The organism is Vibrio sp. Y42_MX_L11 (genome assembly GCF_024181785.1).
Lineage (GTDB): Bacteria > Pseudomonadota > Gammaproteobacteria > Enterobacterales > Vibrionaceae > Vibrio > Vibrio diabolicus.
In genome coordinates, this window is sequence record NZ_JAMZAP010000007.1 from 16,671 (window position 1) to 29,869 (window position 13,199).

Annotated in this window: 12 protein-coding genes; 7 read left to right on the plus strand and 5 right to left on the minus strand. The window is 43.7% G+C overall.

Annotation, left to right across the window (positions count from 1 at the left end; translation table 11 throughout):
• Positions 1-40: 40 nt before the first annotated feature.
• Together NL643_RS09080 and pcp are read right to left on the minus strand one after the other, a co-directional pair.
• Positions 41-304, minus strand: a complete 264-nt coding sequence (locus NL643_RS09080) for a hypothetical protein (RefSeq protein ID WP_005391057.1) — start codon at positions 302-304, stop codon at positions 41-43.
• A 197-nt stretch (positions 305-501) separates the two neighbouring features.
• Positions 502-1,140, minus strand: a complete 639-nt coding sequence (pcp, locus tag NL643_RS09085; protein WP_253644289.1) for a pyroglutamyl-peptidase I — start codon at positions 1,138-1,140, stop codon at positions 502-504.
• A 288-nt stretch (positions 1,141-1,428) separates the two neighbouring features.
• On the opposite strand from pcp, the gene NL643_RS09090 reads away from it, so the two are divergent.
• From NL643_RS09090 to trpB, 4 genes are all read left to right on the plus strand, one after another.
• On the plus strand, positions 1,429-1,677 hold the full coding sequence (locus tag NL643_RS09090) for a hypothetical protein (protein ID WP_005375646.1): 249 nt from the start codon (positions 1,429-1,431) through the stop codon (positions 1,675-1,677).
• Positions 1,678-1,984: 307 nt separating this feature from the next.
• The gene (locus NL643_RS09095; RefSeq protein ID WP_005375644.1) at positions 1,985-2,197 is read left to right on the plus strand and encodes a cold-shock protein; all 213 of its coding nucleotides are present in this window, start codon (positions 1,985-1,987) and stop codon (positions 2,195-2,197) included.
• Between the two features lie 294 nt (positions 2,198-2,491).
• Complete coding sequence (gene rnr / locus NL643_RS09100) at positions 2,492-4,738, plus strand: ribonuclease R (RefSeq protein ID WP_253644290.1); 2,247 nt, start codon at positions 2,492-2,494, stop codon at positions 4,736-4,738.
• Between the two features lie 391 nt (positions 4,739-5,129).
• Positions 5,130-6,353: a tryptophan synthase subunit beta gene (gene trpB, locus NL643_RS09105; protein ID WP_253644291.1), complete on the plus strand. Its 1,224-nt coding sequence runs from the start codon at positions 5,130-5,132 to the stop codon at positions 6,351-6,353.
• 196 nt (positions 6,354-6,549) lie between these two features.
• On the opposite strand, the gene NL643_RS09110 is transcribed toward trpB, so the two are convergent.
• Positions 6,550-8,007, minus strand: a complete 1,458-nt coding sequence (locus tag NL643_RS09110) for a DUF3360 domain-containing protein (RefSeq protein ID WP_253644292.1) — start codon at positions 8,005-8,007, stop codon at positions 6,550-6,552.
• 486 nt (positions 8,008-8,493) lie between these two features.
• Between NL643_RS09110 and NL643_RS09115 the strand changes: the two genes are divergently transcribed.
• Entirely contained in the window at positions 8,494-8,907 is a 414-nt protein-coding gene (locus NL643_RS09115; protein WP_005391068.1) for a VF530 family DNA-binding protein, read from the plus strand.
• A 150-nt stretch (positions 8,908-9,057) separates the two neighbouring features.
• On the opposite strand, the gene NL643_RS09120 is transcribed toward NL643_RS09115, so the two are convergent.
• Together NL643_RS09120 and NL643_RS09125 are read right to left on the minus strand one after the other, a co-directional pair.
• Positions 9,058-10,308: a DEAD/DEAH box helicase gene (locus NL643_RS09120; RefSeq protein WP_253644293.1), complete on the minus strand. Its 1,251-nt coding sequence runs from the start codon at positions 10,306-10,308 to the stop codon at positions 9,058-9,060.
• 381 nt (positions 10,309-10,689) lie between these two features.
• Complete coding sequence (locus NL643_RS09125) at positions 10,690-10,848, minus strand: hypothetical protein (RefSeq protein ID WP_253644294.1); 159 nt, start codon at positions 10,846-10,848, stop codon at positions 10,690-10,692.
• Between the two features lie 37 nt (positions 10,849-10,885).
• Between NL643_RS09125 and NL643_RS09130 the strand changes: the two genes are divergently transcribed.
• Complete coding sequence (locus tag NL643_RS09130) at positions 10,886-12,091, plus strand: MFS transporter (RefSeq protein ID WP_253644295.1); 1,206 nt, start codon at positions 10,886-10,888, stop codon at positions 12,089-12,091.
• On the plus strand, positions 12,066-13,022 hold the full coding sequence (gene yidZ, locus NL643_RS09135) for an HTH-type transcriptional regulator YidZ (RefSeq protein WP_253644296.1): 957 nt from the start codon (positions 12,066-12,068) through the stop codon (positions 13,020-13,022). Before NL643_RS09130 ends, yidZ begins: the two co-directional genes overlap by 26 nt.
• Positions 13,023-13,199 lie beyond the last annotated feature (177 nt).

Consider the following 13,199-nt stretch of genomic DNA (forward strand, 5'->3'; position numbering starts at 1 on the left):
ATTAATGCTCCAGCAAAGTATACGGAGAATGTGACTCGCTTCAACGCTTTTTATCGCGCTCATCAAGCTCATTGCGTGATGCGTGGGTACACATTTTTTGAGAGTGATCAGAGTGACTTATCAACTCTGAACGCTTCATATCAGAAAGATACATACTGGTGTAAATGACGCAGGTAAAAAACGCGATAATAGCGACTACGATGGGAAGAACTCCGAGCGTGTTTTCGAATTTAAGCGCAGCGATAGCCAATGCGAAAACAACGACAGAGATAAGTGCGATAGACTTACTTTTGTTGCTTTTCATGATAACTCGCCTTTCGTAAGGGTAGCCCCTAATACCTCCTGTATTAGGGGAGTGCCAGTTTGAACAACATCCAACCTGACTATTCAATGCTACTCCTTTCGCTACTTGTGAAATTTGACAAAGCTAACATTTATTACAACATCAAACGATGAACTTATTACTAGCTTTCAGACACTTAGTGGACTGTAAAACACTTACTAGCAAATCGACCCGCCGCTGACCAATATGTCGTTTTCATTGGCAATACAAACTTGAGCCACCAGCCTTAGCCCTTCGACTATAATCTCCAGAGACATGGAAGGCTGACTGCCATCTACTGCTTGTTCTGGCAATAATGGGATATGAACAAACCCATGACGAATAGGTTTGTCTTTTAGATAATGTTGGATGCCATAAAAAAGGTGGTTACATACAAATGTTCCGGCACTGTTGGAAATCTGGCTAGGTATCCCCTGCTTTTGCAGCGTTTGAACAATACGCTTTATCGGCAGTGTCGAGAAGTAAGCATCTGGGCCGTCAGCCACTACGGGTTCATCAATCGGCTGATGACCAGCGTTATCTGGAATACGAAAATCATCCACATTAATTGCGACACGCTCTGGGGTGATCACGCCACGTCCAGCCGCTTGCCCAACGGTAATCACACAATCTGGCTGGTGCGCTTCTATTGCATCAATAACGGTATTCACTGACTCATGCCGAATCACAGGAACTGGGCAAGTAACGATCATGGCATCTTCTATTGCCACAGCCTCTAATCGCTTCACCGCTTCTAAAGCGGGGTTAATGGCGTCACCACCAAAAGGTTCAAAACCGGTAATCAGGACTTTCTTCATAACAACCTTTAGGAAAAGAGTTTCACAAATTATTGCACTCCCCTTCACCCCATCCAATAACAAAAGTATTGTTGACATAAGCCAGACAACATTATGTGACTCATGTCTAACCAGCGAGGGGTTTCACCTTTATTGAATCTACACAAGTTCCGGACTATCGAGACTAACTATCGATGATTAGTGGCAGGGCTTGGCTCTCTCATTACATGACTCACGCAGAAACTTGGTTTCCACGCTTAACTTAGGTAGAGTACGCGACCGCAATGCAATTCGAAGAGATTGAATACAATGAATATTGATAACCATGTAATCGAAACGATTGAAGAGTTAGAGGCATTTCTGCATTTAGTAGAAAGCGGCGCTCTGGGTCTTGAAGGTGTCACTGGCGTTGCGCTAGCCACCTCTAATACCGATGGCCGTCCATTTGTTGCCGTATTAGGAGAAAAGCACCAATTGCTCCTTGGCCGCTGGGTTTCGCAGCACGTATATGACAATGGTAAAGACATTGTTCGTAACGGCCCAACCAGAAAACACTAAGCGCTCCGCACCATCTATAACACCATGCCGTCTTATACACCAAGCGTATGCTTTGAAAGCAATGCGCTTGGTGTACTTAAAAAATAAAAAAAGAAAAGGCTAGCCTTTATTAATTTTGTCGGTATACTGCACATCAGCTCTTACGGAAAGAGCTATTAATGTAATTAAAGATCAAAGTTTCTCTCAGTTCCACATCGAATTCCTCGTTTACGTTCCTGCGACAAAATAGTTATCTCTAAAATCATATAGTAGCACTTGATATTAGCTAAAAATTCAATATTTAAAACAATCAAATATAGAGGTATCTATGTCTAATAAATTAACTGGTTCAGTAAAATGGTTCAACGAAACTAAAGGTTTTGGTTTTATTTCTCAAGACAATGGCGGTGATGACGTATTCGTTCACTTCCGTTCTATTGTTTCTGAAGGCTTCAAAACTCTTACTGAAGGCCAAAAAGTATCGTTCGTTGTTGAACAAGGTAACAAAGGTTTACAAGCTGCTGAAGTAACTGCACTGTAATTCTTTGTGTGGCATCAACGTTGTTGGTGCCACCATCCCCTTCCACTTATTGCCGCCCTTACTATTCTCTATCTAAGTTTATATACCCAAATCACTTACCTCTCCCACGCCGTCATTAATCACTTTCAATAAAGTCACTTTGGTATACATTTTTAGGTAATCACACTACCTATCTTGCAATTCCAGTTTGGAATTAAATTAATCTGATTCATATCTGAATCACTTCGCCTCATGCTTTGCTCATATAAATAAAGTTTATAAAATAAAAGCGATTGGCGAATATAAGAGAAAAAAATGAAATTAAATATATCCGCACAATCAATAAATTCTAATAATTACGAGCACATTATCCCTAGCCGAGACGTTATCCTTAGCCTATTCGATAAAGTTAAAAATCACTTAAGTCACGAGCAAATTTCTCGCTCTACTGGCTTAGATGAGAAACCACAAAAAGACGCTTTAAAAAAACGTTTACGCGCTATGGAGCGCGATGGCCAGTTGATTTTCACACATCGCCGTGGTTATAAAAAAGTCGATCAAACCGCTTTGGTTTCTGGAAAGGTCAGCATTCACGCAGACGGCTTTGGTTTTGTCACTTACGACAGTAATGAAAAAGACCTTTTCTTACCTAAACACCAACTTACTCATGTGTTTGATGGCGATATCGTACTGGTTCTGAAAGGCAATGCTCAGCATCAAGGACGCTCAAATCATCGTTTCATCAAAATAGTGGAACGAAAAACAACCCACATCGTAGGCTTGTTAAAGAGAAAAGGTTCGAACTTCTATCTAGTGCCAGAAAGCGCGAAACTGACTCAAACCATTCATGTCACACCAAATGATCTTATCACCAAAAGTGCCGGTAAACTCGTTCATTGTAAAGTCACTGCCTATCCAGATCACAGACAATCAACAACAGTTGAAGTGGCGGAAGTATTAGGGCGTCCGGGAGAAGCAGGGATTGAAGTTAAATTGGCGTTACGTCGACATGGCATCAATGACCATTGGGATGATGAAGTTCTTCACGCTGCTTCCGCATTTGGCAATCACGTAGAAGAAAAAGACAAAACGTCACGAGTGGATTATCGAGATTTACCGTTCGTCACTATCGATGGGGACGACGCGAAAGACTTTGATGATGCCGTTTACGCATACCAAATGGACAATGGGCATTGGAAGTTATTCGTTGCGATTGCAGACGTATCTCACTACGTTCAGCCAAACGACCATTTAGATCTTGAGGCGCAATCTCGTGCAACGTCCGTTTACTTCCCCGGACACGTTGTACCAATGCTACCAGAAACATTATCTAACGGTTTGTGCTCGCTTAACCCGAATGAAGACCGATTGGTTATGGTATGTGAGATGACCTTTGACGACGAAGGTAACATGCTAGATTCAGAGTTTTCTGAAGGGATCATTCACTCGCATGCTCGTTTAACTTATAACGAAGCTTACCGCATTGTTTCCCAATCAACGGAAGCAAAAAAATACCAAGGTAAGAACCCAAAACAAAACATTAAACAGCATCTGGTGAATCTCCATCGCTTGTATTTGAACCTATCTGGTCAACGTCAAGTCCGTGGTGCCATTGATTTTGACACGCAAGAGCTTTCATTCACGTTAAACAATAAAAAGAAAATCGCGTCCATCGTTCCTGTAGTTCGAAATGATGCCCACCGAATGATCGAAGAATTCATGCTGTGTGCCAACGTTGCCACCGCTCAATTTTTGCAGCACCAAAAAATACCGAGCTTATACCGCGTGCACTCTGGTCCTCAGATGAAAAAACTGTCTTCATTAAGAATGATGCTTGCAGACAAAGGGCTAACGCTTGCGGGTGGTGATAAACCAACTTCTCATGACTACAACGCATTACTGGAACAAGTACGAGATTTAGATGAGTGTGATGTGATTCGTACCCTACTGCTACGTTCTCAGAGTCAAGCCGAGTATTCGCCGAAGAATATGGGTCACTTCGGTTTAGCCTATGACGCATACGCACACTTTACTTCGCCAATTCGTCGTTACCCAGACTTACTCGTTCACCGCGCCATTCGCGCTAAACTTCGAGAGCAAAAAACAGGCAAGCTACGCAGTCTGCTCATGAAACTAAAACCTATTCGTCAATTGACAGGTGCGGCGAACAACTACCCTTACGATACAAAAGTAATCGAGCAACTGAGCGTGCACTGTTCGCATCAATCTCGTCAGGCAGATGAAGTGAGTCGAGAGGTTGAGTCTGCACTGAAATGTCATTACATGAAGCCATTTATCGGGCAACACTTCATGGGGACGGTGTCTGGAGTCACACACTTCGGAGTATTTGTTGAGTTAGAGGAAAACCGAATCGAAGGTCTCATTCCTTTATCAAGTTTTCAAAATGGAGAGTTCGAATTTGATGCAGTCAAACAAAAAATTTCTAGCCAGAGCACCACGTTTACTTTAGGGACTAAAGTGCACGTATTGGTTAAAGACGTCGATTCGAAACAAAGAAAGATCATGTTCAATTTAAAAGATGCAGAACACACGGTAGGTTAGTCTGTTTTCTAACCCATTGTTCAAAAATAAAAAATAAGCTTTAGATATCGCGATTAACTTGTGACATTTCGCTGACATCAGCTCATTCTAAAACCCTAATATCTGGCAAAGGAAACGAATCTAACTTTTGTTTCCAGACACCATCGCAGAGTGTATTTCCAGCACTCTGTTTGCCTCGAGAGGTTCTTATGACAGCCTAGGATCTCTCGGGGCTTTTTTGCGCCTCTTAAACCCCACCTTATGTTGTATCCAACCCGTTAACAACTACACAAATTGTACTTTTTAACTAGTTCACTAGATCGCGAATTCTGATTTAAGCAACTGATCACACAACCTCTTCCAAATTTTGGGTATAAAAGTATCAATACTTTCGTTAACTAGGATGTAAATAATGAAAAACTCGTTTGATCTCACCATGCCCAATGAAGAAGGATACTTTGGTGAATACGGTGGTAGCTTCGTGCCGCCGGAGCTTGAACAAATCATGCGTGACATCAACGCAGCTTATGAGGAATGCAGCAAAGATCCTGAATTTAAAGCGGAGCTTGTTCGCCTGTATAAGCACTTTGTTGGACGACCTAGCCCAATCTTCCATGCAGAAAACTTGTCTAAGAAATACGGAGCAGACATCTACCTAAAGCGCGAGGACTTAAACCATACAGGCGCACATAAAATTAACCACTGCTTAGGAGAAGCCATTCTCGCTAAAAAGATGGGTAAGAAGAAACTGATTGCTGAAACTGGCGCAGGGCAACATGGGGTCGCGCTTGCGACAGCCGCCGCACTGGTCGGCTTAAAGTGCGATATTTACATGGGTGAAGTTGATATTGCCAAAGAGCACCCGAATGTCGTCCGTATGAGAATCCTTGGTGCCAATGTCATCCCTGCCACTCACGGGCGTAAGACTCTCAAAGAAGCGGTTGATTCTGCCTTCGAAGCCTACCTAAAAGATCCTGACACACAACTTTATGCGATAGGCTCTGTCGTTGGCCCTCACCCATTCCCTAAAATGGTACGAGATTTCCAATCAATTATCGGTAACGAAGCACGAGTTCAATTCAAAGAAATGACAGGCAAGTTACCCAATAATCTCGTCGCATGCGTTGGAGGTGGTTCTAACGCGATGGGGCTATTTACTGCTTTCTTAGACGATGAACAAGTCGCCATTCACGGCGTCGAGCCAGCGGGCCGCTCTTTGCAAAAGGTTGGCGAGCATGCTGCAACACTCACACTTGGTGAGCCAGGTATTATGCACGGATTTAAGTCTTACATGCTTAAAGATGAGCAAGGCGAACCACAGGAAGTCTATTCTGTAGCAAGTGGCTTAGATTACCCATCGGTTGGGCCTCAGCATAGTTACTTAAAAGACATTGGCCGTGTCAATTACGGCTCAATCACCGATGACGAAGCGATTGATGCATTCTTTGAACTGTCTCGCGAAGAGGGGATTATTCCAGCGATTGAATCCTCACACGCTGTCGCTTACGCGATTAAACTCGCGAAGCAAGGAGAAACTGGCTCAATTCTGATCAACTTATCCGGTCGCGGTGACAAAGACATTGATTTTGTCGTTGAACACTACGGCGAAAAATATGGCATTGAATCAATTATTTAGTCACGACTTCGTAGACTAACTGTCTATACAAAAAGCTACCTATTACTAGGTAGCTTTTTGTTTGCGCCTTACTTTCCCTACATGCGCTTTGAAGGCTTAACTACACAGTCCAAACCTTTTACTTTTGAGAAATAGGCATAGATTGAGAAAACCCTCTTACTTACCACTCCAACTAGTCCTTTAGAACATAATTCGATTAACCGATCAGAGCAGGAATACCCGGAAGCTGACCAACGACAGCAAGCGAACCTGCACAAACGATAAATGCAGTGCCAGGAATCAGGTATTTATCTTTTCGCGAGAGTTCGTTAGCACGCTCATGGTCGCCGATAAGTCCAAGGTTATCCAGTAGCATCGTGATTGCCCAGCCAAAGACTGGATTAACGAATGCACAGGCAAAAATACAGATACCTGCACTGAGTGAATCTTTATGCTTGTGGATCATCTGCATACCCGCTTCAAGAAGTGGTAAGAATACACCGACAATCAAAGCAACGCGCAGAACAGGTTCCCACATCGCTAGATCCATAGGGTAACCAATTACCGCGGCGGCAATACACATGAAACCCGTTAACAGTGCGCCACCTGGAATAGGACGTTTAGCAATTGCGGCTGGAATCATGTACGTCCCCCAAGAAGAAGCTAAGTTACCGCCCCCTAAGAGTGAGCCAACCCCCTGACGAACAGACGCTCCGACCATCGTGTCGTCGACATCCATGAGTACGCCTTTCGCTTCTTTTGGGTAGTTAAGTTCTTGGAACACACGATGGCCGAGATAATCAGGGGACCACATAGCGACTGCCAGTAGCGCAAATGGAGTCACGGCAATAAAGTGCTCTATGGTTGGCCAACCTAGTTGCCAGCCTGTATCTTCACCCCACCAGTAGAATGGACTGAAATTAGGCAAGCCCGGTTCTGTGGTAAAAGCAAACTCAGCGCCCATCAAATAAGCAACAATACCCGCGAGTGCAGAGCACAGTGGGATTGCCAACCAACGCTTGTTGATCTTAGCTAGGTAGGCATAAACCATAACCGTTAGACCAATGACAACAAACGAAATGTAACCTTGGTCTGTACTTGCAGCCCACGCCTCAGTCTTATTAATTTGTCCGAGCAACCCAACAGCGCCTAGGTAGATCAATAACCCTCCTCGAACTCCAATGCCAGTCAAGGTCATGAGTTTAGAACCGCCTTTAGTCAAAGCGAGAATTAAGCCAAAAGCACATACCATCAAGCCAAGCGCCAGAGGATGCCCTCCTGCAGCAGCAATCATGGGAATCAGCGGTATCATTGGGCCGTGGGTACCGGCTAGGTTTGCATTCGGGTTTAGGATGGCAGAAAACAAAATAACGAACAGAGCACCCGCGATAAGCAATTCGTAACGCACGTTTTCTGCAACGAACTCCGGAGATAAACCGAACTGAGCAGCAAAGGCAGCAACCATAGCGGTGACCATCACCACTTTACCAATGGTTGCGGCTAATGCAGGCACCCAGTCTTCGATTTCAATACTGTAATCACGTGATGGCAAATGAACACCCCAGCGACGAAAGCTCATGATGGTTAAATCATGGTTTAGAAAGTCTTCACGACTTTCAAATTCATGCGGTTTTTTGCGCACATCCCTGTAAAAGGTCTTACTTGAGTCAGACATTGAGCTATCCTTTGTTATATTTCAACGTTGAACTATGCCAACTAGAGTTTCGCTTGGTATACAGACCAATACGAGACAACACCCACATCAAACATCGAGGCCACACCAAGAAAGTGGTATGGCTAATTTTTGATTTGAACCTATTAAGCATGTATTGCTATCGGTAGGAATATTAGACATTAGTAAAAGAACAACAAAAATCTCACTTATTACACAAAGATTTAACATTACATTAGAGTACGCTGATCTTTAGTGAGAGTTTTTGAACAGCAATTCAAGAAGAGGAACAGTCGCAACTCCACCTGTGCTTTTCAAGGTAGAAAAACATGTCTGAATTCACACAGGTAAATGGTTAATTTTGCTCATGCAAGTACGCACTAACAACATCAAATCGAGTTGCAACCCAAACCATCGCTGCCTAACTATAGATATCTCTGTAATGTATACTTTGCTAAACTCCACCCTTTGATGAGTAAGGCCCCTAAAATGATGACTGACGAAGAAAGAATCGAACTGCAACGGAACAACCCACTGCACGGGTTAAAGCTAGAGACAATGTTGCAAGAGTTGGTGGATTTTTATGGCTGGGACATTCTAGATACAGCAATGCGCTTTAATTGCTTTAACACTAAGCCTTCGATTGCAAGTAGTGTGAAGTATTTAAAGAAGACCGAATGGGCGAGAGAAAAATTAGAAAACTTTTACCTTTATCGCTTTAAGCGCATGCCACGCGCAAGTGAAGAAGAATATGATTTACCACCGAGAGCTCGTACGTTCCCTCATGGTCTTGAACCTAAAGAGCCAATGCCGCTAACCGTTGACTCTATCCTCAAGTCACAAGCTAAAGCTGCATCCGCATTTAAAAAACGCTCACCTCGTGGACGTCCGACGCGCCGATAGTACATAACCTGGAAAAGCAATAGAGCCCTACTGGTAGCTCCAGCAAGGCTCTATTGTTCTTTAAAGAAATGGCTAGAAGAAAATACTCAAGCTAGTGCGCCCCCTTCTCCAGCGCCTCCCATAAGTAAACTCACATGTAGTTTACGTTTTCTATTGATTGCACTTTTTCTTCTTTTTCCCTGTACCTGCTGGCTTTGCACGCGGCTTCATCGGTAAAAAGTAGGCTTCACTTTGGTCGTCTTCCACTTCAAAGCCCTCTACCTGCTCACGTTCAAGTTGGAACTTATTTTTCTTTTCTATCACTTTGAAATGGTGATAGTCATCGTAATCGATAAGAGATAGCCCTAGACCCACTTCACCAGCACGACCACTACGCCCGATTCGATGCATATAGTCAGCAGGACTACGCGGAAGATCGAAGTTAATCACCACTGGCAGCTTTTCAATATCAAGGCCACGAGCAGCGATATCGGTGGCAATAAGAACTTGAATCTCGCCAGACTTAAAACCGTCAAGTACACGAGTACGAGCGCCCTGCCCTTTATCACCATGGAAAACTTCAGCAGTAATACCGCGTTTTGACAGTTTTTGAGCTAAATGGTTACAGGCATTCTTAGCATTCACAAAAATCAAAGTCTGTCGCCACTGATGCTGTTTGATTAAGTGCGCAAGTACCGCCGTTTTCTCACCTTTATTTACACTAAACACGCGTTGCACCAAAGTGCTGGCTTCTGCGCTCTGCAACTGAACTTCAACAGGGTCGCGGAGCAAGTGCTGAGACAGCGTCGTGACTTTATCAGGGAAAGTAGCAGAAAATAGCAGCGTCTGTTTCTTATCTGGCAGTAACGCAAGAATCTTATTGAGTTCTTCGGTAAATCCGAGGCTCAACATACGGTCAGCTTCATCGAGCACGAGCGTTTTTACTTGGTCCAACTTAATCGCGTTACTGGATACCAGATCAAGTAATCGACCCGGCGTAGCTACGATAATCTCACAGCCACCGCGAAGCGCCAGCATTTGTGGGTTCACCGACACACCACCAAATACGGCAACCGTTTTGATCTTATCTCTAAGATGGTATGAGTAAGATTTAACGTTGTATGCCACCTGTGATGCCAACTCACGAGTTGGTACTAAAAACAGGTGAGAAACGAAGTTACCACGGCGATTATTTGATTCGTCTTGCTGAACAATTTTTTGCAGAATTGGCAGCGAAAAAGCAGCGGTTTTACCAGAGCCCGTATTGGCACCGCCAACAATATCTTTCCCTTCAAGGATATAAGGAATGGTATGAGATTGAATGGGCGTCGGTTGGCTGTATTCTAACGCTTCTAGTCGCTCGACTAAGGTTGGAATCAGGCCAAGATCGGCAAATGTCGCTTGCTGTGTTTTATCTGTCATTACGATGAGTGGCTCAGTGCTAGTAAAGGCCGTGTATCTTATGCTATTTCACGTCTGGATGTTAGCGATAATGAGCCAAACAGAAGACTGGTGAGAGAAGCACTGTAGGGAGCAGGAATCTCCTTTCACTAACATGAGTTAATGGTTTCGATAACCAAGGCTCTACGACTCACGATGGTAGCGTTCGCGACGAACAAAGGGAAAAAGAGCTAGGCATCTGAATCCTGTAAAGCTAAAACACATTGTATCTTGGAAAAATTAAGGTTGCAGAGACAGACCAACTCCGCTTGAAAGGCTTAATCATACTATCTAACCCTTCGGTTTTGAGAGCTTAATATAGCTTGAGAAAACTCCAGCTCACTAATGTCCATCGTTATCTATTTAGCTAATGTTGTGGACTCGGTTGTATAGATTACTTGCGCCCGATACCAGGTTCTTCTCAGTGTACGTTTGACTGCTGTAGCCACAATCGTTGCTGATGTCGTATATGGAAATACCTATTGTCAGAAAGGTAACGCGCCAAGATGAGTAATGTTGCATATCATCCTCGTAAGCCCAATTCCTTCACGAGGTAGTAATGGAACAAATTAATTTACCCCGATATCTGATATGTAGCTTCGCCTTTGTGTTGCTTTATCCTACGGCAATAGATCTCTACTTGGTTGCTTTACCACAAATCGCCAATGACCTGTCTGCGAGCGAATCACAACTTCATATTGCCTTTTCTATTTACCTCGCTGGTCTAGCATCGACGATGGTTTTTGTTGGGCGAGCCGCTGATTGTTTTGGACGCAAACCTGTTGCCATTTGCGGTGCAGTGATTTTTACCCTTGCATCAATGTTCGCGGGCTCTGCTGAGACCAGTAATAGCTTCCTAATAATGCGCTTTTTCCAAGGCGTAGGTGCCGCATGTTGCTATGTAGTGGCCTTTGCCATTTTGCGCGACACTTTAGATGACCCAAAGCGAGCTAAGGTTCTATCGATGCTTAATGGAATTATCTGTTCTATTCCAGTACTTGCCCCCGTGATCGGCAATCTGATTATGATCAAGTTTCCGTGGCCCGTGTTATTCACTGCCATGGCGATGATGGGTATTGCGATAAGCTTAATTGCTTGCTTTGTCTTAAAAGAAACCTTGCCTAAAACCAAGCGCACAACTTTAAATGTGAGTGAAGCTTCGAACGAATCACTATCTAACCGCTTTTTCATATCGCGCGTTATTTATACATCTTTAGGCGTTACAGCTATTCTCTCTTATGTAAATACGTCACCAATGATAATAATGGATTCAATTGGTTTTACTCGAGGCGAATATTCAACAACGATGGCACTACTCGCGATGGTAGGTATGACGACATCGTTTTCAGTTCCATTTGCTCTTTCTTGCTTCAAACAAACCACATTGATGTTCGCTGCACAAATGACCAATTTTCTGTCGGCTATCGTTATTCTCGCGGCTCACTTGAATAGCGATAGTCCGACACTTTATATGGTAGGATTCACTCTGCTCAGCATGAGTTTTCCAATGGGGTTTGGTGTGGCGATGAGTCAAGCGTTAAGCCAGTTCTCACGCAAAGCTGGACTTGCAAGCTCTATGCTTGGCATAGGTCAGGTTTCTTGGTCTGCACTTTACATTTGGTTGATGGCGACGTTAGGTGTGTCGGCCGTGATGATGTTAATGATAGCGTTGGTTGCTAGTGGCGTTATTGGACTCTCCATAATATTATTATTTCCAAATCAGAACGTTAGTAAGCCTCATGAAGAAATCTCTTGCCCGACTTGATCTTAATTTACTGCTCACTCTGCAATTGCTACTGCAAGAGCAGAGTGTTACTAAAACGGCGAAAAAACTTAATGTAACTCCCTCAACCGTGAGTAAGTCTTTAGGCAAATTGCGCGCTTGGTTTGATGACCCGCTTTTTGTGAATACGCCGCAAGGCCTAAAGCCAACAAATCTCGCGACAAACGTGCAAGTGCTTTTGTCAGACTGGATGCAGATCGGTAACCAGATTGTTTCGCACCGAGGTGATGATGCGCCAAGCGGGGTTAAATTTCATCTTGGAGTAGAGTCGCCATTGTCACTCATCATGGCGGATGAACTGACCAAACGAATCCATGATTTTTACCCAGACTCAACGGTAAAGTTCCATAACTGGGATTACGACTCGTTAGATGCCATTACCAGCGGTGAAGTGGATATTGGTTTTACTGGCCGTGAAAGCCATCCTCGCTCCAAAGAGTCGTTAGAACTGCTCCCGTATTTTATTAATTTCGAAGTGCTGTTCTCGGATTTACCTATGGTGTATGTCCGCAAGGATCATCCTGCACTCAAGCAAAAGTGGAATTTAGATACTTTCTTAAGCTATGCCCACATCAATGTAGCATGGGAGAAAAATGACAGTTGGGCATTGGATGAGATCTTGGCTGAGCAGGGACACACTCGAAACGTTAGCCTAACGATGGCGAGTTTCGAGCAAGCTTTATTTGTTGCAGAAAAGCCCGATCATCAAATGTTAACCACAGCACCAAAATATTGTCAGCGATACTGCGAACAGCTTCACCCCAACTTAATAGCGTTGCCTATCCCCATTGCGGAAGATTATCAGCACAAGCTACTGATTCCATTTACTATGATTTGGCACAAACGCAATAACAAGAACCCTAAAATCGTGTGGTTGAGGGAGACGATAAAGAGCCTGTATGGCACAAGTTGAACGGGTAATTTTGAAGTACATTTAAAGCAAAGGAATGAACATTCTCCCCCCCCCCCCTTTATGTTGTCAATAACCGTAGGAGTGTGGTCTTGCCTTCCATTAGATTAAATATTTAAAAATCTTGAAATCTATTATCCACTTCGAAATTGATTTCAGCTCATTTGGGGCAGAAAGAAG

Excerpts from the sequence above, each read along its gene's own strand:
- rnr (WP_253644290.1), top strand. The coding sequence starts at position 2,492 with ATGAAATTAAATATATCCGCACAATCAATAAATTCTAATAATTACGAG.
- NL643_RS09090 (WP_005375646.1), top strand. The coding sequence starts at position 1,429 with ATGAATATTGATAACCATGTAATCGAAACGATTGAAGAGTTAGAGGCA.
- NL643_RS09130 (WP_253644295.1), top strand. The coding sequence starts at position 10,886 with ATGGAACAAATTAATTTACCCCGATATCTGATATGTAGCTTCGCCTTT.
- NL643_RS09115 (WP_005391068.1), top strand. The coding sequence starts at position 8,494 with ATGATGACTGACGAAGAAAGAATCGAACTGCAACGGAACAACCCACTG.
- NL643_RS09125 (WP_253644294.1), bottom strand. The coding sequence starts at position 10,848 with ATGCAACATTACTCATCTTGGCGCGTTACCTTTCTGACAATAGGTATT.
- NL643_RS09110 (WP_253644292.1), bottom strand. The coding sequence starts at position 8,007 with ATGTCTGACTCAAGTAAGACCTTTTACAGGGATGTGCGCAAAAAACCG.
- NL643_RS09095 (WP_005375644.1), top strand. The coding sequence starts at position 1,985 with ATGTCTAATAAATTAACTGGTTCAGTAAAATGGTTCAACGAAACTAAA.
- NL643_RS09080 (WP_005391057.1), bottom strand. The coding sequence starts at position 304 with ATGAAAAGCAACAAAAGTAAGTCTATCGCACTTATCTCTGTCGTTGTT.
- yidZ (WP_253644296.1), top strand. The coding sequence starts at position 12,066 with ATGAAGAAATCTCTTGCCCGACTTGATCTTAATTTACTGCTCACTCTG.
- NL643_RS09120 (WP_253644293.1), bottom strand. The coding sequence starts at position 10,308 with ATGACAGATAAAACACAGCAAGCGACATTTGCCGATCTTGGCCTGATT.
- pcp (WP_253644289.1), bottom strand. The coding sequence starts at position 1,140 with ATGAAGAAAGTCCTGATTACCGGTTTTGAACCTTTTGGTGGTGACGCC.
- trpB (WP_253644291.1), top strand. The coding sequence starts at position 5,130 with ATGAAAAACTCGTTTGATCTCACCATGCCCAATGAAGAAGGATACTTT.